Annotated in this window: 21 protein-coding genes; 13 read left to right on the top strand and 8 right to left on the bottom strand. The window is 62.8% G+C overall.

The window, feature by feature from the left end; genetic code table 11:
- Nucleotides 1-17 precede the first annotated feature (17 nt).
- The 3 genes from AB5Y80_RS13920 to AB5Y80_RS13930 are packed head-to-tail and all read right to left on the bottom strand — an operon-like array spanning nt 18 to nt 3,201.
- Entirely contained in the window at nt 18-1,139 is a 1,122-nt protein-coding gene (locus AB5Y80_RS13920) for a beta-ketoacyl-ACP synthase III (protein WP_039039348.1), read from the bottom strand.
- A gap of 55 nt (nt 1,140-1,194) precedes the next feature.
- On the bottom strand, nt 1,195-2,358 hold the full coding sequence (locus tag AB5Y80_RS13925; RefSeq protein WP_042878901.1) for a VWA domain-containing protein: 1,164 nt from the start codon (nt 2,356-2,358) through the stop codon (nt 1,195-1,197).
- Nucleotides 2,359-3,201 carry a MoxR family ATPase gene (locus AB5Y80_RS13930; protein ID WP_201901391.1) on the bottom strand — a complete coding sequence of 281 codons (843 nt, stop codon included), beginning with the start codon at nt 3,199-3,201 and terminating at the stop codon, nt 2,359-2,361.
- A gap of 163 nt (nt 3,202-3,364) precedes the next feature.
- On the opposite strand from AB5Y80_RS13930, the gene cysK reads away from it, so the two are divergent.
- From cysK to AB5Y80_RS13955, 5 genes are all read left to right on the top strand, one after another.
- The gene (cysK, locus tag AB5Y80_RS13935; RefSeq protein WP_041213300.1) at nt 3,365-4,333 is read left to right on the top strand and encodes a cysteine synthase A; all 969 of its coding nucleotides are present in this window, start codon (nt 3,365-3,367) and stop codon (nt 4,331-4,333) included.
- 443 nt (nt 4,334-4,776) lie between these two features.
- The gene (locus tag AB5Y80_RS13940; protein WP_005303128.1) at nt 4,777-5,034 is read left to right on the top strand and encodes an HPr family phosphocarrier protein; all 258 of its coding nucleotides are present in this window, start codon (nt 4,777-4,779) and stop codon (nt 5,032-5,034) included.
- Between the two features lie 44 nt (nt 5,035-5,078).
- Nucleotides 5,079-6,806 (top strand): phosphoenolpyruvate-protein phosphotransferase PtsI, encoded by a 1,728-nt coding sequence (ptsI, locus tag AB5Y80_RS13945; RefSeq protein ID WP_041213301.1) that lies wholly within the window; start codon nt 5,079-5,081, stop codon nt 6,804-6,806.
- Nucleotides 6,807-6,849: 43 nt separating this feature from the next.
- Entirely contained in the window at nt 6,850-7,359 is a 510-nt protein-coding gene (gene crr / locus AB5Y80_RS13950; protein ID WP_010673569.1) for a PTS glucose transporter subunit IIA, read from the top strand.
- Nucleotides 7,360-7,614: 255 nt separating this feature from the next.
- Nucleotides 7,615-8,160 carry a cytochrome b gene (locus AB5Y80_RS13955; protein WP_368173081.1) on the top strand — a complete coding sequence of 182 codons (546 nt, stop codon included), beginning with the start codon at nt 7,615-7,617 and terminating at the stop codon, nt 8,158-8,160.
- A gap of 81 nt (nt 8,161-8,241) precedes the next feature.
- Here the strand turns inward: AB5Y80_RS13955 and AB5Y80_RS13960 are convergent, their stop codons facing one another.
- The 3 genes from AB5Y80_RS13960 to AB5Y80_RS13970 all read right to left on the bottom strand — a co-directional run bounded on the left by AB5Y80_RS13960 (nt 8,242) and on the right by AB5Y80_RS13970 (nt 13,759).
- Nucleotides 8,242-11,997, bottom strand: coding sequence for an AAA family ATPase (locus tag AB5Y80_RS13960; RefSeq protein WP_368173082.1), 3,756 nt, complete (start codon nt 11,995-11,997; stop codon nt 8,242-8,244).
- A complete protein-coding gene (locus AB5Y80_RS13965; protein WP_368173083.1) occupies nt 11,994-13,220 on the bottom strand; it encodes an exonuclease SbcCD subunit D C-terminal domain-containing protein in 1,227 nt (408 codons plus the stop codon). Before AB5Y80_RS13965 ends, AB5Y80_RS13960 begins: the two co-directional genes overlap by 4 nt.
- A 110-nt stretch (nt 13,221-13,330) precedes the next feature.
- Nucleotides 13,331-13,759: a GNAT family N-acetyltransferase gene (locus AB5Y80_RS13970; protein ID WP_010673565.1), complete on the bottom strand. Its 429-nt coding sequence runs from the start codon at nt 13,757-13,759 to the stop codon at nt 13,331-13,333.
- A 179-nt stretch (nt 13,760-13,938) separates the two neighbouring features.
- Between AB5Y80_RS13970 and rdgC the strand changes: the two genes are divergently transcribed.
- Nucleotides 13,939-14,850 carry a recombination-associated protein RdgC gene (rdgC, locus tag AB5Y80_RS13975; RefSeq protein ID WP_010673564.1) on the top strand — a complete coding sequence of 304 codons (912 nt, stop codon included), beginning with the start codon at nt 13,939-13,941 and terminating at the stop codon, nt 14,848-14,850.
- 168 nt (nt 14,851-15,018) lie between these two features.
- Here rdgC and AB5Y80_RS13980 read toward each other — a convergent pair whose 3' ends face one another.
- Nucleotides 15,019-15,636 carry a GDSL-type esterase/lipase family protein gene (locus AB5Y80_RS13980; protein WP_368173084.1) on the bottom strand — a complete coding sequence of 206 codons (618 nt, stop codon included), beginning with the start codon at nt 15,634-15,636 and terminating at the stop codon, nt 15,019-15,021.
- 112 nt (nt 15,637-15,748) lie between these two features.
- On the opposite strand from AB5Y80_RS13980, the gene ggt reads away from it, so the two are divergent.
- Both ggt and ybaL read left to right on the top strand, forming a co-directional pair.
- On the top strand, nt 15,749-17,530 hold the full coding sequence (ggt, locus tag AB5Y80_RS13985; RefSeq protein ID WP_368173085.1) for a gamma-glutamyltransferase: 1,782 nt from the start codon (nt 15,749-15,751) through the stop codon (nt 17,528-17,530).
- 374 nt (nt 17,531-17,904) lie between these two features.
- Nucleotides 17,905-19,536: a YbaL family putative K(+) efflux transporter gene (ybaL, locus tag AB5Y80_RS13990; RefSeq protein WP_039039338.1), complete on the top strand. Its 1,632-nt coding sequence runs from the start codon at nt 17,905-17,907 to the stop codon at nt 19,534-19,536.
- 98 nt (nt 19,537-19,634) lie between these two features.
- On the opposite strand, the gene AB5Y80_RS13995 is transcribed toward ybaL, so the two are convergent.
- Nucleotides 19,635-20,936 (bottom strand): sigma-54 dependent transcriptional regulator, encoded by a 1,302-nt coding sequence (locus AB5Y80_RS13995; protein WP_041213309.1) that lies wholly within the window; start codon nt 20,934-20,936, stop codon nt 19,635-19,637.
- A gap of 352 nt (nt 20,937-21,288) precedes the next feature.
- On the opposite strand from AB5Y80_RS13995, the gene AB5Y80_RS14000 reads away from it, so the two are divergent.
- The 5 genes from AB5Y80_RS14000 to AB5Y80_RS14020 all read left to right on the top strand — a co-directional run bounded on the left by AB5Y80_RS14000 (nt 21,289) and on the right by AB5Y80_RS14020 (nt 25,668).
- Complete coding sequence (locus AB5Y80_RS14000) at nt 21,289-21,867, top strand: hypothetical protein (protein WP_223302574.1); 579 nt, start codon at nt 21,289-21,291, stop codon at nt 21,865-21,867.
- Between the two features lie 187 nt (nt 21,868-22,054).
- Nucleotides 22,055-23,014, top strand: a complete 960-nt coding sequence (locus AB5Y80_RS14005) for a hypothetical protein (protein WP_010673558.1) — start codon at nt 22,055-22,057, stop codon at nt 23,012-23,014.
- A 52-nt stretch (nt 23,015-23,066) separates the two neighbouring features.
- A complete protein-coding gene (locus AB5Y80_RS14010; protein ID WP_039039335.1) occupies nt 23,067-23,744 on the top strand; it encodes a C39 family peptidase in 678 nt (225 codons plus the stop codon).
- Nucleotides 23,745-23,751: 7 nt separating this feature from the next.
- Nucleotides 23,752-24,411 (top strand): hypothetical protein, encoded by a 660-nt coding sequence (locus AB5Y80_RS14015; RefSeq protein WP_048208095.1) that lies wholly within the window; start codon nt 23,752-23,754, stop codon nt 24,409-24,411.
- A gap of 63 nt (nt 24,412-24,474) precedes the next feature.
- Complete coding sequence (locus AB5Y80_RS14020) at nt 24,475-25,668, top strand: transporter (protein ID WP_042864210.1); 1,194 nt, start codon at nt 24,475-24,477, stop codon at nt 25,666-25,668.
- Nucleotides 25,669-25,750 lie beyond the last annotated feature (82 nt).

Raw genomic sequence — 25,750 nt, forward strand, 5'->3', positions numbered from 1 at the left:
TGGGCAAAACAGGGTGCTCAGCGCCGCTGCAGCAGCAGGCTGCCGATGGAGTAACCGGCCCCAAAGGAGCAGAGCACCCCGCGAGCCCCGCTCGGCAGATCCTGGTTGAAGAGGTGGAAGGCGATGATGGAACCCGCCGAGCTGGTGTTGCCGTAGCGGTCGAGGATGACAGGTGCCTCCTGCTGGCTGGCGTCATGGCCCAGCAACTTGCGACCGATGAACTGGTTCATGGTGAGGTTGGCCTGATGAAGCCAGAGCCGGCTCAAGCCATCGGCCGCCCATCCCTGCTCCGCCAGCTGGGAGGCTATCTGATCGCACACCAGGGGCAGCACCTCCTTGAACACCTTGCGCCCCTGCTGGCGAAACAGCTTGTCATCGCCGTAGCGGGTGCGCGGGCTGAGCCGGTTCAGGAAGCCGAAGTTGTTGCGGATGTTGTTGGAGTACTGGGTCACCAGCTTGCTGGCCACCAGTTGCCAGGGGTTGGCCACCTGGCAATCGGCCTCCCGTTCCAGCAGCACGGCGGTACAGGCGTCACCGAAGATGAAGTGACTGTCCCGATCGCGGAAGTTGAGGTGACCCGAGCAGATCTCCGGATTGACCACCAGCGCCAGCCGGGCGGTGCCTGCCGCCAGCATGTCCGCGGCGGTCTTGATCCCGAAGGTGGCGGAAGAGCAGGCCACGTTCATGTCGAATGCCAGGCCGCTGGCGCCGAGATAGTGCTGCAATTCGATGGCCAGCGCCGGGTAGGGGCGCGGCATGTTGGAGGCAGCGACGATGACAAGATCGATCTCCCCCGGTTCACGACCGGCGGCAATCAGCGCCTGCTCGGCGGCCGCCACCGCCATCTCCACCATGATGGAGGGCTGATCGTCCGGGCGCTCCGCCATGAGCGGTTGCATGATGTCGGGATCCAGCACCCCCTCGCTGCTCACCAGATAGCGGCTCTTGATGCCGGAGGCCTTCTCGATGAACTCGCAGCTCGAGTGCTGTTTGGCAGGCAGCTGCCCTGCATCGATGGCGGAGGCGTTCTCCTCGTTGTAGAGATCCACGTACTGGTTGAAGGCCGCCACCAGCGCTTCATTGCTGACGGCAAAGGGAGGGGTATAGAGGCCTGAGCCACTGATTACGATAGAGGTCATCTTTGCTCCTGGCCGGGTGCAATCCCGGCTTGTCTGTTTTTTAGGGTTCAGAGGGTCACAGCTGGTCGATGGCCGCAGCCAGACCCGCCAGGGTCAGCGGGTGCATCCGCCCGCCGATCAATTCGTTCATCAACTTGATGGAGGGGTGCCACAGCCACTCCTGCCTTGGCAGCGGATTGACCCACACCATCTTGGGGAAATGTTGTTGCAGGCGCCCGAGCCACACCTGGCCGGGCTCCTCGTTCCAGTACTCTACGCTGCCACCTGGCCAGGTGATTTCATAGGGGCCCATCTTCGCATCCCCCACCACCATCACCCTGTAGTCGCTGCCGTAGGTGCGCAGCAGCCGCAAGGTATCGAACCGATCATCATGGCGCCTGGCATTGTCCTGCCAGACGAAGTCGTAGAGGCAGTTGTGAAAATAGAAGAACACCAGGTGCTTGAACTCGTGGCGCAGGGCCGAGAAGAGGCGCTGCACCTCGGCCACGTGGGCATCCATGGAGCCCCCCACGTCGAAGAAGACCAGCAGTTTGACCCCGTTGTGGCGCTCGGGCCGCAGTTTCACATCGAGCCAGCCTTGCCTGGCCGAGCTTTGGATGGTGTTGTCGAGATCCAGCTCGTCGGGATTGCCCCGGCGCACCCAGCGCCTGAGCTTGCGCAGGGCGAGCTGGATGGCGCGCTGCCCCAGGGGCGAGTCGTCACTGAAGTTGCGAAAGTGGCGCGCCTCCCACACCTTGGTCGCCCGCCCGTGCTGGCCCTCTCCCCCCATGCGGATCCCTTCCGGGTGATAGCCGCCGTGACCGAACGGGCTGCTGCCCCCGGTGCCGACCCACTTGTTGCCGCCGGCGTGGCGCGCTTTCTGCTCGCTTAGCCGCTGGTTGAGGGTCTCCAGCAGCTGGTCAAGCCCGCCGAGGGATTGGAGCAACGCCTTCTCCTCCGGACTTAACAGTCGCTCGAACTCCTGGCGCAGCCAGTCGTCAGGCAGGCTCTCCGGCAACAGGGGGATGGCGGCCAATCCTTCGTAATACTCGGCGAAGGCGCGATCGAAGCGATCGTAGTGCGCCTCATCCTTCACCAGCAGGCAGCGGGATAGCTGGTAAAACTCGTCCATGTCGAGGCTGGCCAGTCTGGCTGCCAGCGCCCCGTGCAGGTCGAGCAACTCCCGCAGGCTGCAAGGAAGCTTGTGGCGGCGCAGGTGAAGGAAGAAGTCGATGAGCATTCAGCCGCCGCGGCGCGCCAGGAAGGCGAGCTTCTCGAAGAGGTGCAAGTCCTGCTCCGTCTTGAGCAGGGCACCGTAGAGTGCGGGCACCAGCTTGCCGGGCTCACGGGTGCGCAGGGCCTCGGGGGCGATGTCGTCGGCCAACAGCAGCCGGATCCAGTCCAGCAGCTCGGAGGTGGACGGCTTCTTGCGCAGCCCCTCTACCGCACGCAGCTCGAAGAAGAGCGTCATCGCCTCGTCGAGCAGCTGCTCCTTGAGGTCGGGATAATGGAGCTTGACGATGGCCTGCATCTCGGCCTTGTCGGGGAAGCGGATGTAGTGGAAGAAACAGCGGCGCAGGAAGGCGTCCGGCAGCTCTTTTTCGTTGTTGGAGGTGATGATGACCACGGGGCGCTGGCGCGCCTTCACGCGCTCGCCGGTCTCGTAGACATCAAACTCCATCCGATCCAGCTCCAGCAGCAGATCGTTGGGAAACTCGATGTCCGCCTTGTCGATTTCATCGATGAGCAGCACTGGCCGCTGCTCTGCGCTGAAGGCCTGCCACAGCTTGCCCCGGCGGATGTAGTGGCCTATCTCCCCTACCCTGGGGTCGCCGAGCTGGGAGTCTCGCAGCCGGGCGACGGCATCATATTCGTAGAGCCCCTGCTGGGCCTTGGTGGTGGACTTGATGTGCCAGCTGATGAGCTCGGCGCCCAGGGATTCGGCCACCGCCTCCGCCAGCACTGTCTTGCCCGTACCGGGCTCACCCTTGATGAGCAGCGGCTTCTCCAGCACGATGGCGGCATCGACGGCCATCTTCAGTGCCTGTGATGCGAGATAGCGATCGCTTCCTGCAAATCCCATGAGATCCCTTCCATTGGATGCCCAGGCAGCGGGAGCCCCCTCGGCAAGAGAGAATAAGTTCTATATGTTGTAATAACATATTGTTATAACGATTCGTCACTTCTCATTCAGAAACCACAGGGTAATCTTGTTTCATCGCCTTAACAAACACAGGGATAGCACCATGAGCAAAATTTTTGAGGACAACAGCCAGACCATAGGCAACACCCCGCTTGTTCGTCTCAACCGTGTTACCAAGGGCCGCGTGCTGGCCAAGATCGAGAGCCGCAACCCGAGCTTCAGCGTCAAGTGCCGGATCGGTGCCAACCTCATCTGGGATGCCGAGAAACGCGGCGTGCTGACCAAGGGCAAGGAGATCATTGAGCCCACCAGCGGCAACACGGGCATTGCCCTGGCATTCGTGGCTGCGGCCCGCGGCTATCCCATCACCCTGACCATGCCGGCCACCATGAGCCTCGAGCGCCGCAAACTGCTCAAGGCCCTGGGTGCCAACCTGGTGCTGACCGAAGGCCCCCTCGGCATGAAGGGCGCCATTGCCAAGGCCAACGAGATCCTCGAATCCGAGCCGGGCAAGTACGTGCTGCTGCAACAGTTTGAAAACCCGGCCAACCCGGAAATCCACGAGCAGACCACTGGTCCCGAGATCTGGGACGCCACCGATGGCGAAGTGGATGTGTTCGTGGCGGGCGTCGGTACCGGCGGCACCATCACCGGGGTCTCCCGCTACATCAAGAAGACCAAGGGCAAGGCCATCGTCTCCGTGGCGGTCGAGCCCAGCGAATCCCCCGTCATCAGCCAGAAACTGGCGGGTGAAGAGATAAAGCCCGGTCCCCACAAGATCCAGGGCATCGGCGCCGGCTTCATCCCGGGCAACCTGGATTTGAGCCTGCTGGACCGCGTCGAGCAGGTGAGCAGTGACGAAGCCATCGAGATGGCCCGCCGCCTGATGGAAGAGGAAGGGATCCTGGCCGGTATCAGCTCCGGCGCTGCCGTGGTCGCTGCCAACCGTCTGGCCGAGCTGCCGGAGTTCGAAGGGAAAACGATTGTCGTCATCCTGCCAAGCGCCGCCGAGCGTTACCTCTCCAGCGCCCTCTTCGCCGGTGTGTTCAGCGAGCAGGAATTGCAGCAGTAGTTGATCAGCCAACACCAAAACGACGGCGCTCCTCGGAGCGCCGTTTTCATTATGCGCTAAACTATCTAGCCACCAGTGCCACTCGGCCCCTTATTTTTTTGGGTAAAATAACAAACTTGGATATGACAAAAAAAGCAGACATTCTGTGATAAATCTCATATCCTGTGCGGCGTCACGAGGTGTTTGCTGGCAAGGTATCACAAGGTAACAAAGTGTTATTTTTCGTTATAAAATAATTTCAGGCCAGGCCTGACGCGGCTTGCAGCCTGATAGCGAAAAAATACCTGGCCACGACGCCGAATACTGCACAGAAAATTGACCTGGATTAAACCATTGCAGGTCTGATTTCGTTACTTTACAACATATCCATACTGACACGGTGAGACAGGAAGCCTCATTGGCGACCATCTCTCCAAACAATATCAATAATATGGGGTGAAACCATGTACGAGAAGTCTGTTGTTATTACTGCTGAAAACGGCCTGCACACCCGTCCTGCAGCTCAGTTCGTGAAAGAAGCCAAAGAATTCCAAAGCGAGATCACTGTGGTCTCCGGTGGCAAATCCGCCAGCGCCAAGAGCCTGTTCAAGCTCCAGACCCTGGGTCTGACCAAAGGCACCAACGTGACCATCCAGGCTGACGGCCCGGACGCTCAGAAAGCCGTTGAGAAGCTGGTTGCCCTGATGGACGAGCTGGAGTAATCCAGCTTTATTCCTCCCCCACAGTCGTTTTAATAGGAAGGATTATGATATCTGGCATTCTTGCGTCCCCCGGTATCGCATTCGGCAAGGCGCTTCTTCTGAAAGAAGATGAAATCGTTATCAATCAGGGCAAGATTCCCGCCGAACAGATTGATGCCGAGATCAACCGCTTCCTCGAAGCCCGCACCAAGTCAGCCGCACAGCTGGAAGCCATCAAAGAGATGGCCGGTCGCACCTTCGGTGAAGAAAAAGAGGCCATCTTCGAAGGCCACATCATGCTGCTCGAAGATGAAGAGCTGGAAGGGGATATCAGATCCTTCATCAAAGAACACAAGGCCTCTGCCGACAGAGCCGTTCACGAGGTGATCGAACAGTACGCCAAGATGATGGCCGATCTGGATGACCCCTATCTGCGTGAGCGCGCCACCGACTTCCGTGACATCGGCACCCGTCTGGTCAAGAACGTACTGGGCATCGCCGTTGTCAACCTGAGCACCATCGACGAAGAGGTCATCCTGGTCGCCAAAGACCTGACCCCGTCTGAAACCGCTCAGATCAACCTGAAATACGTGCTGGGCTTCGTCACCGACATCGGTGGCCGTACCTCCCACACCTCCATCATGGCCCGCTCCCTGGAGCTGCCGGCCGTCGTGGGCACCAACGACATCACCGAGCGCGTCAAGAACGGTGACATGCTGGTGCTGGATGCGATCAACAACCAGGTCATCATCAACCCGACCGCCGACCAGTTGAACGAAGCCAAGAAGTTCCAGGCCCAGTTCCAGGCAGAGAAGGACGAGCTGGCCAAGCTCAAAGATCTGCCTGCCATCACCCTGGATGGCCACCAGGTCGAAGTGTGCGCCAACATCGGGACCGTCAAGGATACCGAGGGTGCCATTCGCAACGGCGCCGAAGGCGTGGGTCTGTACCGTACCGAGTTCCTGTTCATGGACCGTGACGCGCTGCCGACCGAAGACGAGCAGTTCAAGGCTTACAAAGAAGTGGCCGAAGCCATGCCGGATCAACCGATCATCGTCCGTACCATGGACATCGGCGGCGACAAAGAACTGCCCTACATGAATTTCCCGAAAGAGATGAACCCCTTCCTGGGCTGGCGTGCCGTGCGTATCTTCTTCGATCGCACCGACATCATGCACGCCCAGCTGCGGGCCATCCTGCGTGCGTCTGCCTTCGGCAAACTGCGCATCATGTTCCCGATGATCATCTCCGTCGAAGAGTTCCGCAGCCTGAAGGCTACCGTGGAGACGCTGAAAGCCGAACTGCGTGCCGAAGGCAAAGCCTTTGATGAATCCATCGAAGTGGGTATCATGATTGAGACCCCGGCCGCGGCCGTGATGGCTCATCATCTGGCCAAGGAAGTGGATTTCTTCAGTATCGGTACCAACGACCTGACCCAGTACACCCTGGCTGTCGACCGTGGTAACGAGATGATTTCCGCCATGTACAACCCGCTGTCACCCTCCGTCCTGACCCTGATCAAGATGGTGATCGACGCTTCCCATGACAATGGCAAGTGGACCGGTATGTGCGGTGAACTGGCTGGTGACGAACGCGCCACCCTGCTGCTGCTGGGTATGGGTCTGGATGAGTTCTCCATGAGCGCCATCTCTGTACCGCGTATCAAGAAGCTTATCCGCAACACCAACTTCGAAGATGTGAAGGCCATGGCCGACCAGGCGCTGAGCTTTGCCACCGCCGCCGAAATCGAAGCGTGCGTAGATAACTTTATTAAGCAGAAGGCAGTCTGCTAAGATCGGCTGCAAACAGCGACAATCATCTCTAGGAGCTTTTACTATGGGTCTGTTCGACAAACTGAAGAAACTGGTTTCCGACGACAGTTCTGACACTGGCGGCATCGAAATCTTTGCTCCGCTGTCCGGCGAAATCGTCCCCATCGAAGATGTGCCTGACGTCGTCTTCGCCGAGAAGATCGTCGGCGACGGCATCGCCATCAAGCCGGCCGGCAACAAAATGGTTGCTCCGTGCGACGGCACCATCGGCAAAATCTTCGAGACCAACCACGCGTTCTCTCTGGAGTCCGACTCTGGTATCGAGCTGTTCGTTCACTTCGGTATCGACACCGTCGAGCTGAAGGGTGAAGGTTTCACCCGTATCGCTCAGGAAGGTCAACAGGTCAAGCGCGGTGACACCATCATCGAGTTCGATCTGGCCGTTCTGGAAGCCAAAGCCAAGTCTACCCTGACGCCTGTGGTCATCTCCAACATGGACGAGATCAAAGAGCTGGTGAAGATGACTGGCGCCGTGACCGTGGGCGAAACCCCGGTGATCCGCATCAAGAAATAATGCGCCCTGGCCTGACGCCAGCGACCGCCAAAAACCGAAGCCTGGTGCTTCGGTTTTTTTTTTGCCCCTTCCATCCCCCGATACTCCATGGGCTCCCGCACAGGTCAGCATGACGGCAAACAGGCAGAAATGTTATCGAGATCAACACGGGCATAAGCAAGCCGAGTACCCTCAAGAGGGATACCTGCGGGTCCTTTGGCTCGATATGAGACGGGATGAAAAGAGATAAGCCGCTTAAGTGGCGAGGAGACAACGATGCTGAGAAATTCCGAACAACGTTATGGCAGCCTGAGCATAGGGCTGCACTGGTTGACCCTGCTGCTGATGATCGCCGTCTACGGCCTGATGGAGTTCAGGGACATCTTCCCCAAAGGGTCGGCCGGACGCGACCTGATGAAGGAGTTTCACTTCATGGTGGGTCTGCTGATCCTGGCGCTGGTGGTCGTGCGCCTGCTGGTGCGCGTGGGTAGCCCTTCACCGCGTATCGTGCCCGAGCTCTCCCCCCTGATGCTCACGCTGGCCAAGCTCGCCCATCTGGCGCTCTATGGCTTACTGATCCTCACCCCGCTGCTGGGCTGGCTGCTGTTGAGCGCAGGGGGCAAGCCCATTCCCTTCTTCGGCCTGGCGCTCCCCGCCCTCATCGCCCCCGATGACGGCCTGAAGGGCACCATCAAGGAGTTGCACGAGACGCTGGCCAACATTGGCTATGCTCTGATTGCCCTGCACGCAGCGGCAGCCATCTACCACCACCATGTGCTCAAGGACAACACCCTGACCAATATGCTGCCCGAGCGCAAATAACCAGCAACGGGTTGCACACCAACAAAAAGGCCCCTGTGACAGGGGCCTTTTTGCTCATGGAGGGTCATGGGCGACACGTCGTCAGCCGGGCAACACCACCCGGCTTTCACCGCCACCGAGGGCCTCCACCCGCACCTGCACACCGATCCGCTCCACCAGGGTCTGCACGTGGGAGATGACCCCGATCTGGCGACCGGCCGCCTGCAGGGAGTCGAGGCTGGAGAGCGCCAGATCCAGGCTGTCGGGATCCAGGGTGCCAAACCCCTCATCGATAAAGAGCGATTCGACCTGGGTCTGGCGCGACGACAGGCTGGAGAGGGCCAGCGCCAGCGCCAGCGACACCAGGAAGCTCTCGCCACCGGAGAGGGAGTCCACCGAACGCACCTCGTCCCCCATGTCGAGATCCACCACCTGCAGCGCCAGATCGGTGCCGGGCACCCGCTCCAGCCGATAGCGGGGGGAGAGCTCGGCGAGCTGGGCGTTGGCCTCCAGCAGCAGCCGCTCCAGCGTGAGGCTCTGGGCGAAGGTACGCAGCTTGGCGCCGCTGGCCGAACCGATAAGGTCACAGAGCCGCTGCCAGTGATCCGCCACCGCCTGCTGGGCGGCAAGTTCCTCCTGCAGGGTGCCCGCCTTGAGGGCCGCCGCCTCCGCCTGTGCCAGCGTGCTCTTGCACTGGAACAGCTGCTCGTCGAGGGCGCGGCAGTGCGCCTCCAGCGCCGTCAGCCGGCTGTCGAGTTCCTGGGGCGCCAACGCGGCCAGCTCGGGGTGATGCTCGCGGTAACGATCCCGCTTGCTCTCCTCCAGCGCCAGCGCCCGCTGCCGCTCGGTCAAACGGGTACGCGCCTCGGCGCGGGCATCCTCCAGCGCCTGCAAGGCGGCGCGGCGCCCCTTGAGCTCATCCGGGCTCATGGCCAGCAAGCGGCGCAGATCATATTCGGCGATGCCGAGGCTGCTGGCGTGGGCAGCCCAGCGCCCCAGCACCTCCCGTCGCCGCCGGCTGCTCACCTGCTTCTCCTGCTCCAGATGGCTGAGACGGGTCTTGAGCTCGGTCTGGCGCTCGCGCAGGGTGCGGGCCGCCCCCTGCATCGTCTCCAGCTCGCTGGCCAGTTGTTGCAGCCGCTGCAGCCAGCGGCTCTCGACCAGGGCAATCTCCTCGCCCCCCAGGCAGGTGGCACGGCTGGTGACCAGCCCCTGCCGTTGCTGTTCATGCTCCTTGTAGTCGCGCTCGAGCTTGTGCAGCAGCTCACGCTGGGTCTGCAGACGCGCCTCCTGAGCGCTCAGGGCCGGGGTGAGGCTGGCAATCTCGCCGGCCAGCCGCTCCCACTCGCTCTGACCGTGCAGCCAGGCCTCGCAGGCCAGCTGCCACTCGCGCCACTGCTGGCTGCCCAGCCACTGACGCCAGGGCTGGCCTCCCATCTGCTCGTCGAGCCGGCTGCCCCCCTGCTCAAGGCGCTGGCGCAGGGTCGTTTCCTGCTCGCCCATCGCATTCACCTCCCCTTCCAGAGCGATGCGCTGGCGATCGGCCTCCTGCCACTGCTGCTCGAACTGCTGGTGCTGGCTGGCCAGCTGGCTCAGCTGCTGGCGCACGGCCTGCAACTGCTGCTGGCCCTGCTGGGCCTCGCGCAGTTGCTGCTGGCTGCGGGCCAGCCCCTGCTCCAGACTCTGGCCGCGGCCGAGCAGGGTATTCATCAACTCGTTCCACTCGATCGGGCTCTGACGCAGCGGCAACGGATGGCCCAGCAGCTCGGCACCGCCGAGCTGCTGCCAGCGCTGGGTCAGCTGCTCGGCGCGCGTCTCCAGCTCAGGCAGATGTTGCTGGCGCACCGCCAGCTGGCGGGCCAGCTCCTGGCGTTCGCTCTCGCACTGAATGTATTGGTGATTGAGCCGATCCCACTCGAGCTCCAGGCTGCGGACGCGCTCCGCCAGCTGGCCGAGAATACCGGCCACCTGCGGCTGGCTCTGGTGATAGGGGTGCTCCTCGGCGCCGCAGAGCGGGCAAGGTTCACCGTCGCGCAGGATGTGGCGATGCTGCTCGAAACTGGCGATGGCACGGGACTGCTCCAGCGCGTGGCGTGCCTCGTCCCGTTGCAGGGCGAGCCGCTCGCGGGCCGGCGTCAGCTCGTCACCGAGGATGGCCAGCTTGCCGAGCGCCTGCTCCAGCTGGGCGATCTCCTGCTGCAGGCGACCATGCTGCTCACCGTGATTGCGGCCATAGTCCGCCAGCTCCAGCAGCTGGCGCAGCTGGCCCAGTTGTTCGGTCTGCCCTTGCCACTGCTCCTGCGCCTTGGCCAGGCGCCCCTCCCACTGCTGCTCCTGCAGCTCGTGCTGTTGCTGCTGCAGCCGCTCCTGCTCGCGCAGCCAGTAGTCGCGCTCCTGCTGCCCCTGCTCCAGCTGGTGCTGCAACTGCCTGAGGGCGCGCAGCTTGTGTTCGCGCAGGGTAAGGAGCTGCTGCAGCCTGTCGGCATCCTCGGCCCAATCTTGCATGGCGGTGAGCAGGGGCTGCCACTGGCGGGCCACCGGCGCCAGCTCCTTGTGCTCCTCAAGCCAGGCCCCCCACTGCAGGTGCTGGGCCTGGAGCTGCTCCACCTGCTGGCGCTGCTGGCGCCAGCCCTGCTCCAGGGTGAGCTGCACCTCCCGCTCCTGCGCCCCCTCCTGCTGGATCTTCTGCAGTTGCTGCTGCTTTTCCCGAATGCGGGTGTCGAGCTCCTGCGCCCGCTTGAGCTCGGGCTGCAGGGCGCCCCACTCGCGCTCGGCGGCGATCTTCTCCGCCAGCAGTTGCTGTTCGGTGAGGGCGCTCTGCTGGGTCTGCTCCTCCAACTTGCCAAGTTCAGGGCCAAGCTCGGCCAGCGCCTTCTCCTGCTGCTGCACCTCCAGGGTGAGGCGGGCCAGCTCGTCGTGATCGGCGCGGGCCACCTGGGCCTGCTCGGCGCGGGCGAACTCCTCCCGCTCGGGGGCGGCCGCAGCGTGGGCCACCTCCGCCGCGGCAAGGGCCGCCTCTCCCTCCTGACAGCCCTGCAACTGGGCGGCGATGCGGCCGTTGAGATCCCGCAAGTCCTGCATCAGTTGCTGTTGCTGCTGCTCGTGCTTGAGGCTGGTGGCGAGGCTGACCTGCTGGCTCACCCACTGCTCGCGGGTCGCCTCGTCCATCAGCGCCACGTCGCCGAGCCGCTGGCTGATGGCTGCAAGTTTCTGCTGCTCCTCCCGCGCCCGTTCATGGGTCTGGACCGAAATGGCGGAGTAGAGCTCGGTGCCGGTCATCCGTTCGAGCAGGGCCGAACGCTCGTCGGCGCTCGACTTGAGGAAGGCGGCAAACTCCCCCTGCGGCAGGATGACGGCGCGGCGAAACTGCTCCCAGGAGAGTCCCACCAGCTCGTCGATGCGATCCTGCAGCTCCCGCTTGCTGCCACTGAATACCTGGCCCGACGCCACGTCGGTCAGGCTGCGCTCCTGGGCCTGAAAGCGCCCCTCGGCGCGGTTGCGAGCCCGGCGCACCGCCCAGCGGGCCAGCCAGACACGGCCGTCACAGCCGCGAAACTGCACCTCGGCAAAACCGCTGGCGTGGCCGCGGCTGAGGATGCCGCGCACGTCGTTGGCCTTGAGCTTCTCCTCGTCATCCATGCGGCCCACTTCGGCGACATTCTTGCGATTGGCGATAAAGCGCGGCATCTCGTCGTAGAGCGCCAGACAGATGGCATCGAGCAGGGTGCTCTTGCCAGCGCCAGTATTGCCGGTGATGGCAAACAGGCCGGCGGCCCCCAGGGCGCCACCGGCAAAATCGATGGTGAATTGACCGGTCAGGCTGGCCAGATTCTCCCCTGACAGCGACAAGATTTTCATTGGCTGGACTCCTTCACCTGCTCCAGGATCTCTTCAAACGACGCCACCAGCTCGGCCTCCGGCTCCCCGTCGAACTGACGCTGATAGCAGAGGCGAAACACCTCGGTGGGGGAGAGTTCATCGAGCCGGCGCTGGCCGGCACCGTCCGCCAGCCCCTGGCCCGAGCCCTGATAACTGGTCGTGATGCGGGCAAGACGCACCGGCTTGTCGCCGATGGCGGCCAGTACGCGCTCGCGGATGCGGGCCTCGGGTTTGGGCAGCAGCAGCCGCACCTCGAGGAAGGGCTGCGCCTGCTGCGGGCAAGCGGGCAGCGCCAGCGCCTCGATGGCCTGGAGCGCCTCGTCGAGGCCGCTCTGGGGCAGCCGGATCATCTCCACCGCGCGGGGCACCGGGATCCGCTCAAGGCGGGCCAGCTTGCCCCCCTCAAACGTCACCTCCAGCACCTGATGGTTGTAGTTCGCCTCGGCCAGCGAGAGCGGCAGCGGCGAGCCGCTGTAGTGCACCCCCTCGGCCGGACTCTGGGCCAGGTGCAGGTGACCCAGCGCCGTGTAGTCGGCGGCGGCAAACAGTTCGGCAGGCAGGGCATGCTGGTTGCCGCCGAGCACTCGCCGCTCGGAGAGCTCAGAGAGCTGGCCCGCCGCCAGATAGGCGTGGCCCATGGCGATGAGGGCCTGATCCGGATTGCAGCGCGCCCGCCCCTCGCTCAGCACCGCTTCATAGACCTGGCGCACCCCTTCGATGAGTCTGTCCTGCCCCTCGCTGAGCCCTTCCGGGCGCAGATCGCTGCTGCGCAGAAACGGCACGGCGGCGCACCAGGCGGCCACCTCGCCGTTTTTGCCTCGCAGCGGCACCAGCAGGCGCTCGGTCTCGAGGTGCCCCTCGTCGTCCCGACTGATGCTGCCCACCAGATGCAGGTCGAAGGCGCGCAGCAGCTCGTGGGGGGCATCCAGCTTGGAGGGGGAGTCGTGGTTGCCGCCGATGAGCACCATCTCCAGTGCCGGGTGCTCGGCCCGCAGACGTGCTAGGAAGCGGTAGAGCTGCTGCCAGGCACTGGCGGGAGGGTTGGCGGTGTCGAACAGATCGCCCGCCACCAGCAGGGCATCGATGTCGCGGGTCTTGATGGTGTCGGCCAGCCAGTCGAGGAAGGCGTCGTGTTCGAAGCGGCGGTCGTGGCCGTGAAGCTGATGACCGAGGTGCCAGTCGGCGGTGTGCAGGATCTTCATGGAAAACGGCTCGATAAGGAGAAGAGAGCGGGGGCGAGGGCGCCCCGGGATGGAGACAAGATGAGGATGGAGCCCCCCGTTTTCAACCGGGGCAGCCCCAGACGTCAGATTCAGACGGCTTGGTAATGCATCTGGTACTGAAGATGGCCGGTGAGGGGATCGGGCACCTCCCCACCGATTTCAAAGCCGTGGCGGCGGTAGAAACGCACCGCCGGCTCGTTCTCCACGAAGACCCGGGTATGCAGCTCGGCACATCTGGATCTGGCTTCCTGCAACAGGGCGTGCCCCACCCCCCGCCCCTGCCTATCGGGGCGCACGAAGAGTGCAGCCAGGTAATCATCCACCAGCGCCATGAAGCCGAGCAGGTCCCCTCGCTCCTCGAACACCCAGATGCGGGCGTGATCGAGGTAGCGGGTACGCAGCTCCTCCTGAGCCTGCCACCAGCAGGAGGCATCGACGAAATCGTGGGCCTGCAGGGAGGCCAGGAGCCAGATTTCGACGATCTCTTCCATGTCTTCCGGCCGACTCTGTCTCAACATGGTCGCCTCCTTGTCAGCAATGTGAACACTCGCAGTCTAGGGGAGTTGGGCCCGCTCCCGGGGGATCAAGGTGGGGCCCTGTGAGGTCGATCGCCCTTTATTTAGCGAGAATGATTGGCTGATCACAAAGCGCCTCTCTAGTACAATGCCCGCCGGACAATCTAGAGACCGAGGACGCCATGTGGTTTAAAAACCTGCAGATTTACCGCTTTACCCGCCCCTTCGACCTGACCGTTGAGCAGCTGGAAACCCAGCTGGAAGCCTGCGCCTTCACCCCATGCGGCAGCCAGGACATCTCCCGGTTCGGGTGGGTCAAGCCCCTTGGCAAATTCGGCTCCACCCTGACCCACGCCGCCTCTGGCCACATCCTGCTGTGCGCTCGCAAGGAAGAGAAGATGCTGCCCGGCACCGTGGTCAAGGAGATGCTGGCGGAGAAGGTAGAGGCCATTGAATTCGAGCAGGGTCGCGCCCTCAAGAAGAAAGAGAAGGAGGCGCTGAAAGAGGAGATCATGCACACTCTGCTGCCCCGCGCCTTCAGCCGCACCAGCCAGACCTTCGCCTGGATAAACCCTGCCGACAACCTGATGGTGGTGGATGCAGGCTCCGCCAAGAAAGCGGACGATCTGCTGGCGCTCCTGCGCAAATCCATCGGCTCCCTGCCGGTGGTGCCGGTGGCCCTCAAGAACCCGCCCGAGATCACCATGACCGAGTGGCTCAACGAGGGCAACCTGCCCGCCGCCTTCACCCTGGAGGACGAAGCCGAGCTGCGCAGCGCCATGGAGCACGGCGGCATCATCCGCTGCAAGCAGCAGGATCTGATGAGCGAGGAGATCAAGAATCACCTGGCCAACGACAAGCTGGTGACCAAGCTGGCCCTCAACTGGGGCGAAACCCTGAGCTTCGTGCTGGGGGACGATCTCTCCATCAAGCGCCTCAAGTTCAGCGAAGAGCTGCGCGAGCAGAACGACGACGTCACCAGCGAGGATCCCGCCGCCCGCCTGGACGCCGACTTCGCTCTGGTCACCGCCGAACTCTCCCAGTTCATCCCGGCCCTGTTTGCTGCCCTGGGTGGTGAAGAGCAGTCCATCTAAGCAAATTGGCTCAGCCTGATTGCAAAAAACCGCCTTCACGGCGGTTTTTTCATCTCCATCGGCACCGTCGCCGCGGGCTGGCCCCCTCCGGGGTAGCGCCGCCGCGCAATCTCCTGCCCCCATAGGTTACGGCAGCATGGCGCACTGCCCCGGCAGCATGACACCTCGCTAGAGCGCCCCCCTTTCCAGCAACAGTCGATGAAGTCGCTGCGCCAGGGTGCGGTAACCCTCGGCATTGAAATGCACCGCATCGGACTTCAGGGCCGGGTCTCGCAGCAACTCACCGATGCTGTCGTTGTCCAGCACCAGCCCGTACTGCTCTGCCAGCTCCTCGTAGAGGGGAGCGCCATCGGCAAACAGGGATTTTCGGGGCACCCCGACAAGCAGGAGCTGGGCCCCGCTCCCCTGCACCGCCTCTATCATGGCGGCGAGATTGGCCTTGAGGGCCGCCTCCCCGCTGCCACGCAGGATGTCGTTGCCCCCCTCCAGCAGGATGACCAGAGCGGGTCTGTGCCGGGCCAGCAACCCGGGCAGGCGGGCCCTGCCGGCCTGGCTCAGCTCTCCGGACACCCCGCCATTGACCACGGGATGGCCGCTCAGGTTCGCCAGCACGCTGGGGTAGCTTTGGGACGGGCTCACCCCGCGCCCCTCGGTCAGACTGTCCCCGAAGGCGAGCAGGGTCTCCCCCTGGGCCAGCGGTCTGAAGGTCGGCTCCCCGCAGGCCGCCAGCAACAGGCAGAGCAGCCCCGCCATGCAAGGTTTCGCCAGCGTCCCCAGGTGTGTCATGAGCGCCTCCTTGATAGTTTTGTAACCATATGAGTATTAAGACAAACTTTTAATCAAGCTCCAAGTGTGACACATTTCGGCAGGTGAACAAGAAACCGACAAGGAGCCTGTCATGTCCCTCAAACCCCTCGGCCTGCTGGTCGCCCTCGGCCTGCTTGGCGGCTGCGCCTCCCAGGATGGCTTTCACTATGTCCCTCCTCCCCAGACCCTGATCGCCCCGGAGGCGGCCAGCGGCTGGATTGACAAACCGGGCTGGCAGGGCCGTGACTTCATGGTGGCGGCGGCCAACCCGCTGGCGGTGGACGCGGGCTACCAGATCATCAAGGCGGGGGGCAACGCCGTCGATGCAGCCATCGCCGTCCAGCTGGTATTGACCCTGGTGGAGCCCCAATCCTCGGGTATCGGCGGCGGCTCCCTCATGCTGGTGTGGGACGGCAAGCAGGTGGCGGCGGTGGATGGCCGGGAAACAGCCCCCGCCGCTGCCACCGATCAGCTCTTCATGAAGGCGGGCAAACCCATGGCCTTCTATGAGGGGGTGGTGGGCGGGCGCTCCGTCGGCGCCCCCGGCACGGTGCGTGCCCTGGCCCTGGCGCACGAGCGCTATGGCAAGCTGCCCTGGGCCACGCTGTTCGAACCCGCCATCACCCTCGCGGAGCAAGGGTTCGTGATAAGCCCCCGCCTCGCCACCCTGCTGGCAAAAGATCCCTATCTGGCCGGGGATCCGGACGCCCGTGCCTATTTCTATCAGGCGGACGGCACTCCCAAGATGGCAGGTACCCGGCTCACCAACCCGGCCCTGGCCAGGGTGCTGCGTACCCTGGCAAGCGACGGCCCCGACGCCTTCTATCGCGGCCCGCTGGCCGAGGCCATGGTGGCCAAGGTGCACACCCACCCGACCAACCCCGGGGTGCTGAGCGCCGCCGATCTCGCCAGCTACCGGGCCAAGCTGCGGGACGGGCTCTGCTTTGACTATCGCCAGAGCGAGATCTGCGGCTTCCCGACCCCCTCCTCCGGCACCATCGCCCTTGGCCAGATTTTCGGCATGCTGGAGAGCCGGGACATGGCCGCCCTCAAACCGGTACAGGGGGAGCAGGGCCAACTGGCCGCCTCCAGCGAGGCCATTCACCTCTACAGCGAGGCGGCACGCCTCGCCTTCGCCGATCGCAACCAGTACGTGGCCGACGGCGACGTCGTCGACGTGCCGGTGACCGGCCTGCTGGACAAGGGCTATCTGGCGCAGCGGGGACACCTTATCGGCAACCGCTCCATGGGCGTCGCCCAGCCCGGCAACCCGCCCCGGGCGCTGGCCAGGGGCCGGGACGCCACCCCGGAGCTGCCCTCCACCAGCCACATCTCCATCGTGGACAAGAGCGGCATGGCGGTGGCCATGACCAGCTCCATCGAGGATGGCTTCGGCTCGCGGCTGATGGTCAACGGCTACCTGCTGAACAACCAGCTCACCGACTTCTCCTTCACCTCGGTGGACGCCGCCGGCCTGCCGGTGGCCAATCGGGTGGAGCCCGGCAAGCGCCCCCGCTCCTCCATGTCGCCCCTGCTGGTGTTTGACAAGGCAAGCGGCGAGCTCGAGATGAGCCTGGGCTCCCCGGGAGGCTCGGCCATCATCAACTACGTGGGCAAGGCGCTGCTCGGCACCCAGGATTGGGGGCTCGACCTGCAGCAGGCCATCAACCTGCCCAATTTCGGCAGTCGCAACGGCCCCACCGAGCTGGAGCAGGGACGCACGCCCGACGCCGTGGTACAGGGGCTCAAAGCCAGAGGGCACGAGGTCCTGCTTAACGAGCAGACCTCCGGGCTGCAGGGCGTCCAGCGCCATGCCGACGGCTGGCTGGGGGCCGCAGACCCCAGACGTGAGGGGGTCGCCAGGGGAGAGTGATGCCCCTTCAGCACCCTCGTTCACCATGGAGGAGGCCCGCCTCCTCCATGCCGTGTGCTCATAGGTGTTCTCCCTTGCCTCCCAATATCATCATCGATTGATTTTTCCTGCCAATTTTTCTTTAACTGCACACTCTTTTCACCCAATCGCAATGCATTAAAGATGCTTTTCATCAAAATCAATGAAAAAACTGGAACAGTGTTGCTCATGGCATATAAATGCATTACTTTTCAATAGAAACGGCATCTGTTGCCCTCAAGATTTCCCCTTGATACGGCCAACTTCTGTCTCTTTCGCCCCCTGCTCATTGACAGCTGCCCTCTTCGCCTTCGGGTGATCTGGTAGCCCCTGACTGCCATTAGCGAGGTGACGACATGGACCACTCACTCCCCCTTATCACCACCCTGGTAGGCGGCCTCGTGCTGGCCTACCTCTTCGGCATGCTGGCAAGCCGCCTGCGCATCTCCCCCATGGTGGGCTACCTCGCGGCCGGCGTGGTATGCGGCCCCTTTACGCCGGGCTATGTCGCCGACCTGCGGCTCGCCCCCGAGCTGGCCGAAATCGGCGTCATCCTGCTGATGTTTGGTGTCGGCCTGCACTTTTCCGTGAAAGACCTGCTGTCGGTGAAACACATCGCCATCCCGGGAGCCATCGTCCAGATAACCCTTGCGACCCTGCTCGGCCTTGGCCTCTCCCAACTGCTCGACTGGACCGTGACCGCCGGCCTGGTGTTTGGCCTGGCCCTCTCCACCGCCAGTACCGTGGTGCTGCTGCGCGCCCTGGAGAGCCGCGGCCAGCTCGACACCAACGAGGGACGCATCGCCATCGGCTGGCTCATCGTGGAGGATCTGGTGATGGTGCTGGCCCTGGTACTGCTCCCCATCCTCGCCAACCTGCAGCAGGGGGGCGAGGCACTGACCCCGGCCCAGGTGATGGCGGATATCGGCCTGACTCTGGCCAAGGTGGCAGCCTTCATCGCCCTGATGGTCATCGGCGGACGCCGCCTCATCCCCTGGCTGCTGGCCCGCACCGCCGCCACCGGCTCCCGCGAGCTGTTCACCCTGGCCGTCCTCTCCTGTTCCCTTGGCATCGCTTTTGGCGCCGTCAAGCTGTTTGGCGTCTCCTTTGCCCTCGGCGCCTTCTTCGCCGGCGTCGTGATGAACAGCTCCCATCTGAGCCACAAGGCGGCCAACGACACCCTGCCCCTGCAGGACGCCTTCGCCGTGCTCTTCTTCGTCTCCGTGGGCATGCTGTTCGACCCCGTCATCCTGCTGCGCGAGCCCCTGGCCGTGCTGGCCACCCTGTTCGTCATCGTGATCGGCAAATCGGTGGCCGCCTTCGCCATCGTGCGACTCTTTGGCCACAGCCAGCGCACGGCGCTGACCATCTCCGCCAGCCTGGCCCAGGTGGGGGAGTTCTCCTTCATCCTGATGGGTCTCGGGGTCATGCTCGAACTGGTCCCCGGGGTCGCCCGGGATCTGGTGCTGGTCGGCGCCTGTTTCTCCATCGTGCTCAATCCGCTGGTCTTCAACCAGGTGGAGCGTTGGCTGAGGCGCCATCCCGAGCCACGCACCGATGAGTCACCTCACCTCTGCCCCTTGCAGGGCCATGTGGTGGTAGTGGGCGCCGACGAGATAGGTCAGCACCTCATCTGGCAGTTGCATGAACAAGGCAGGGAGATGGTGGTGATCGACACCGACGAGCGACTGCTGGCCCCCTGGCGCGCCATGGGGATCACCTGTCTGGCGGGCCATCCCATCCAGCAGGATCTGCTGACGGCGGCGCTGCCCAATGCCAGCTGGCTGCTGATCACCCTGGATGACAGCCTGCTGGCCGGTGAGATAGCCATCAGGGCGCAGGAATACGGCGCCCTGATGCGCATCGCCGCCTGTGCCCACCAGCACGAGGAGGTGCATCATCTGCGCGTGCGCGGCGTGCATCAGGTGGTCAAGAGCGAGGAGGAGGCTGCGCGGCGACTCTGTCACCTGGCCATGGAGATGGCCTGAAGCTCATCGGAAGTCACGAGCCCCCACGACGGGGCCAGACAAGAAGCCCGGGCCTGCTGCCCGGGCTTCTTGCATGACGGGGCGATACTGCCGTCCCCTCACAGCAGATCGTGCTTGTCCAGCAGGCGATAGAGGGTGGCCCGGGAGATGTCGAGCGTGCGGGCCACCTCCTCGAGCTGATCGGGGAAGCGGGCCAGCGTCCGTTGCAAGGCCTGACGCTCCGCCGCTTCGCGCACCGCCTTGAGCGAGCCGTCGAGCAGCAGGCTGTCCATGTTGGTCAGCTCCATGTCATCGGCTTCGATGAAGGGGCCGCTGCACATGACCACCGCCCGCTGCACCCGGTTGCGCAGCTCCCTCACATTCCCCGGCCAGCCATAGGACTGCATGGCCTGGCGCGCCTTGCGGGTGAAACTGAGCACCCGCCCGCCCCGTACTTCCGCCAGAATGTCATCGGCAAGGAGCTGGATGTCTTCCGCCCGCTCGCACAAGGCCGGGGTGCGCAGGCGCACCACGTTGAGTCGGTAGTAGAGATCCATGCGAAAGCCGCCGCTGGCCACCGCCTGCTCCACATCGATATTGGTGGCCGCGATGATCCGCACATCCACACGACGCGACAGGTGGCTGCCCACCGCCTCTATGCACTGCTCCTGCAAGAAGCGCAGCAGGGTTGCCTGATCCTCCAGCGGCAACTCCCCTATCTCGTCGAGAAACAGGGTGCCGCCATCGGCGGCCTCTATCTTGCCTATCTTGTGGTGCTGTGCCCCGGTGAAGGCCCCCTTGACGTGGCCGAACAGCTCGGACTGGATGAGCTGATGGGGCATGGCCCCGCAATTGACCGCCACGAAGGGGCTCTCCTCCCCGAACGTGCTGTAGTGCAGCTCCCGGGCCACCAGCTCCTTGCCCGTGCCGCTCGGTCCCGTCACCAGTACGGGCAGGCGGCAATGCTGCAACCGCACGATCTGGTCGCGCAACTGGCGGATGGGGGCGCTCTCCCCCTGGATGAAACGCAGCTGGGGTTGCAGTCGGGGGCGGTGTCGCCGGATGAGGCGCGCCATCCCCAGGGCATGTCCCAGGCTGTGGGAGAGCCTGTCTCTGTCCAGGGGAAAGGTGTGAAAATCATGAAAACAGGCTGCCAGCAAATTGCGAAGGGCTTCGCTGGCGAGACAGTCCCGCTGGATGAGGCCGATCCACAAGGCGCCGGAGTGCTGCGCAATCAGGTTGTAGAGGGCTTCGTGCTGCTGATGCTCGATCACCACCAGCACCAGGGGATAGTCCTTTTCCTGCAGTTTTTTCTCTGCCACCACCAGGGAGCTTGCCTGCTCCACCTGCCACTCGCCTTGTTCCAGCAGGCTTTCCAGTACGGCACATGAATTGATGAGCAACAATGCCGTTTCTGTCATAGGGACAACTCCTTGTTATCACCACTGCACGAGGGAGTCTGACGCTGACGACTTATCCAGATAACTCCCTTTATCATCAAATGGCGTCGTTTAATATGGCCAGACGATGATAACTATAAACCATCCCGCCTTTAGACTGATGGCACCACAATATTGAGACGGCAAAAATATCGGTGAGAAAAAATAAATCCTTTGATAAATAAGTGCTTACTTGGCGACATAATATGTCGCTCTCAACATTGAGACATAAAAACAATCATATCAAATAAAAAACAGTTAAAAATCAAAGCATTGCCAATTGGCATGGTCGTTGCTCTCTCCAATAAGCCCTCCTGGCAGATGGAGACAGAACATGAAGACATATATTGCATTGGCAACATTTCCTTTTCTGGCATTTGCCACCCCCTCATTGGCACAAAACCGGGTCGATCTCGGTGCTCAGGCATTGAGCAATATTCGTGGTTCCATGGGCGTCAATATGGTTGCCGGTAATAACAACCAGCAAGGCAATCTTGCCGCCATCGCCATTTCGGGTCCGGCCGTCATTCAATTTGGCCAGCTGAATCAATCCACCACCAATCTGAACGGCAGCCAGAGCGTCGCCATCCTGGGCTCGGCCCTGAGCCAGAACCGGGGACTGGTCGGCATCAATCAGGGGGCAGGTGAGGGCAACCAGCAACTGAACGCCTTCGCCCTGTCCCTCGATGACAGCGGCCTGGGTGTCGTGACCGACATCAATCTCAGCTCCAGTGTCGCGAAGACCCCAGGGGGAAAGCCCCCCGCCAACACCACTACCAGCATCTATCTGGATGACACCGCCCTCACGGGCAGCAAGGGGGTCATTCAGGTGAACCAGGTCACGGGACAGGGAAACCAGTCAGTCAACATGGTTTCCCTGCCCCTGGCTGGCGCAGTAACGGCATCCCCATGATGCCGCAGGGATAGGAAGCCAGGCCCGGGGGTATCAGCCGATGGGCATATCTTCCGCTGAAAGTTCAATGGAGAGACTCATTATGCGTGGACTTATTTATAGCTCATTAGCCGCCGCGGTCATCATGGCCATGTCGGGCACTGCATCCGCCGATTACCGCGGTGACAGAGATGAGACAGGGGCAACCTTGACCAAGAAGGTCAAGGCAGAAGTCGATGTGGAATACGAAGGCAGGGTCAATGTCGGCGGCTACATCAACGTCAACAAACTCGGCATGGCCGTCGTGGACAACCAGCAGTCCAGTTCCATGATAGGCACCGCCAATACAAGAACGGAGAACACGAGCAAGATCGACGGCTCGTTCAAGGGTGCATCCGGTAACATCGGCGCCAACGTTGCAGCCGGTGACTCCAACGTACAGGGCAACAGCGCTTCCCTGGCCGCCTATGACGAGGTCGATGCCGAGTTCATCATGGGTCGTGGTCAACAACAACACGGCGCCCCTGGCGGATCGTCGGATGCCGAGGTCTTCTCCACCCAGAGCGCCAGCAACAACTGGACGACCAATCACGGCCATCAGAACAAGGCCGGTGTGGGCGATGGGGCCTTCAAGGATGCCGCAGGCAACATCGGGGTCAACGTGACCTCGGGCTCGGGTAACGTCCAGGCCAACAACATGGCAGCCTCCGTGTCCACCGGCAACATGGCCGTGGCCACCGTGGCCAACAGCCAGAGCGTCTCCAAGAACATGACCGAAAACCAAAGCCTGAGTGCAACCAAGACGGTTGACAAGGCAGGTGTGTTCCTCGGTCTCAAGGCTTGGGGCGATTACGAAGGGGGCGGTACCGGTCATGATGTCAAGAAAGGACATGGCCACGACAATGACAACGACAGGTACGGCAACAACAACCCGAAAGATGATGGCAAGTTCGAGTTCAAGGAAGAGGGTGACATCAAGCTCAGTGGGTACGCCGTCGGGTATATTCCCGTGGTCAACACCTACACCAGCCGCGAAACCTTCAACCGGGCAACCATCGATGGCGGCGCCTTCAACGGTGCCGTGGGCAACATCGGGGTGAACGTCTCCTCGGGGACCAACAACCTGCAAGCGAACAATCTCTCGCTGGCCGCAGGGTTTGCCAAGTAAGTCGATGCGAGGGGGCCCAGTGCCCCCTTTTTCCCTGACACTGGAGGTCTGAATGCGCTGGCTGTTGCTGTTGCTGTGCTGTCCTGCCGTCTGGGCGGGCTCGGTGCCACTGGGGGAGCATCTCCCGGCACTGGGGGATCTCAACAAACCGGTGCAGAGCATTCTGGAGCGCCGGTACGCCAACATCGAGCGCCAACATACGGATTTCAGTTGCGGGGCCGCCGCCGTCGCCACCATCTTGCGCTACGCCTACGGCCATGCAACCAATGAACGCTGGGTCATGGATGGCATGCTTGCCATGGCAGACCCGGAGCAGGTCAAGCACTACGGCTTCTCCATGCTCGACATGAAGCAGTACCTGCAAATGCTCGGCATGCGGGTCAGAGGGTATCGACTGGGCGATGAAAAACTGCGCCAGGTGAGGGTGCCCACCATCGTCCTGCTCAACATTCGCGGCTATCAGCACTTTGCCGTGCTGCGGGCCATCGATCGCCATGATCGCGTCTATCTGGCAGACCCGGCCCTCGGCAACCGGGTGATCACGTTCAAGGAGTTCAAGGAGAGCTGGAACGGCATCCTCCTCGCCGTCATCGGCGCGGGCTATCGTCCCGATGCCCCCCTTGCCAACCCCTCTCCCCCGCTCTCTGTCAGAGGCAAGGATGGGCTCTTCGCCCCGGTCAATGAAACATCCCTGCTGGAATTCGGTTTTCAGCACAAAGAGCTAATGTGAGGTCATCATGAATACCCGACCCGCCCTATGCCTCCTCTGCAGCCTGGGTGGCATCGCCTCTCCGCTGCTGGCAGCACCGGACCCGCTGGCCCATCTGTCAGACCACTTTGCGCCCGAACTGGCGGACGGGGAGCTGGCCCACCTGCGCGGCCGCTATGTCAGCAGCCATGGCATCAGCTACTTCGGCATCGAGTTCATCTCGTCACTGACCACGGCCCAGGCCCAGCAGACGGCGGCCATGAACCTGGCGCTGAGCATTGTGCAAAACAAGCCCAAGCTGGATGTGCGCGTCAAGGATGAGGTCAAGCCCGCGGCCACGCCCGCCAAGGAGGCCCAGGTGCAGGGGGCCGGGCTGGTGCAGGTCGTTCAACTGGAGGGGAGTGGCAACAGCTCGGTCAACCAGGCCGGTATTGAACTGACCACCCCGACCATGACGGGACACCTGGTCCAGGCGGGCAACTACGAGCACCAGGGCGATCTTGGCACCGCCACCTACCGGGTCTCGGGGAATTATGCCGGCTTGCAACTACACTCTTCCGACGGCCGGGTCCTGCTGGAGCAGAGCCTGCGTGGTACCGACTTCAGCCGGGGGCTGCTGCAGTTCAACAAGGTCAGGGGGGACGGTTTGCAGACGCTCAATCAGACCCGCATCTGGTTTTCGCGCTGAGAGCAGGTGAGTTCCCGGGGCTGAACTATAAGAAAGGATGATAAACAACAAGGACGTATCCCGATGAAACAGTCTCGCATGCTGTTGATTGCCCTCGCCCCCTTCGCCTGCTGGGGGGCCACGGCCGAAGAGGAGGCCCTGCAACAACAGCTGGATCTCCTGCGCCAGCAACTGATCCAGCAAAATCAGGCCCTTCATCAGCTCCAGGCCCGCCTGGAGGCCGTCAAGGCCGCCGGTGCCACGACGGCAACCGCCGGAGCCGGGGCCGCCGTCGCCTCCACCCAGCAGGACGCCTCACGGCGCACGCCGGAAGTCGGCCGCAGCACCGAAGACCTGATGATCGAACAGCACAACGTGTTCGACCGCGCCCTGACCGTCGATGTGGGCCTCTCCTACCAGCACTACAACCGCAAGGATCTCGCCCTGCGTGGCTTCCTCGCCCTGGACGCCATCTTCCTTGGCGAAATCAACCTGGATCGGGTGCGCTCCGATCAGTGGACGGCGGATGTCATCACCCGCTACACCCTCAACGATCGCTGGCAACTGGAGCTGGCCCTCCCCTACATGTTCCGCAACACCAACTACCAGAGCACCGGCAAGGAGAACTCCAGCCGCGACTTCGAGGAGCAGAGCGTCAGCGATGGCGGTCTGGGGGATCTCAGCCTCGCCATCTACTACAGGGTCATGGCAGAGAGCGAGGATTGGCCGGATCTGGTATGGAACTTCCGGGCCAAGGCGCCGACCGGCAAGGATCCTTACGGCATCGAGATCAACACCTCGGAATCGGGCAACCTGGTGACCCCCAAGGAGCTCGCCACCGGCAACGGGCTCTGGCAGCTCTCCACCGGCTTCTCCCTGGTCAAGACCATGGATCCCGCCATCCTGTTTGCCAGCCTCAACTATGGTCACAGCCTCAAGCAGGACTTTGACGATATCTCCTACCAGCCCGGCAACCAGCCCGGCAGCATCCAGCTGGGGGACTGGTATGAATATGGCCTGGGGGTCGCATTCGCCCTCAACGAACGCTTCAGCCTCTCCTTCAACATCAACCAGCGCGTCACCATGGAGTCCGAGCAGGGGTCCGAAGGCTTTGCCATGGAGAAGGTCACCGGCTCCGATGCCAACGCCGCCAGCTTTGGCATGGGGTCGACCTGGGCCATCACCGACAACCTCTCCATGGCGGTCAACTGGTCTGCCGGGCTCACCACGGACGCACCGGACTACACCATCGGGATCCGCTTCCCCTACCGCTTCTAGCCCCGTCAGGACCCCGGCAGGTTGACGACAAAAAAACGAGGGAGGCATAACGCCTCCCTCTTCTTGTTGACGCCAGCCTGCC

This window comes from Aeromonas sp. R2-1 (assembly GCF_040908425.1).
GTDB classification, from domain to species: domain Bacteria; phylum Pseudomonadota; class Gammaproteobacteria; order Enterobacterales; family Aeromonadaceae; genus Aeromonas; species Aeromonas caviae.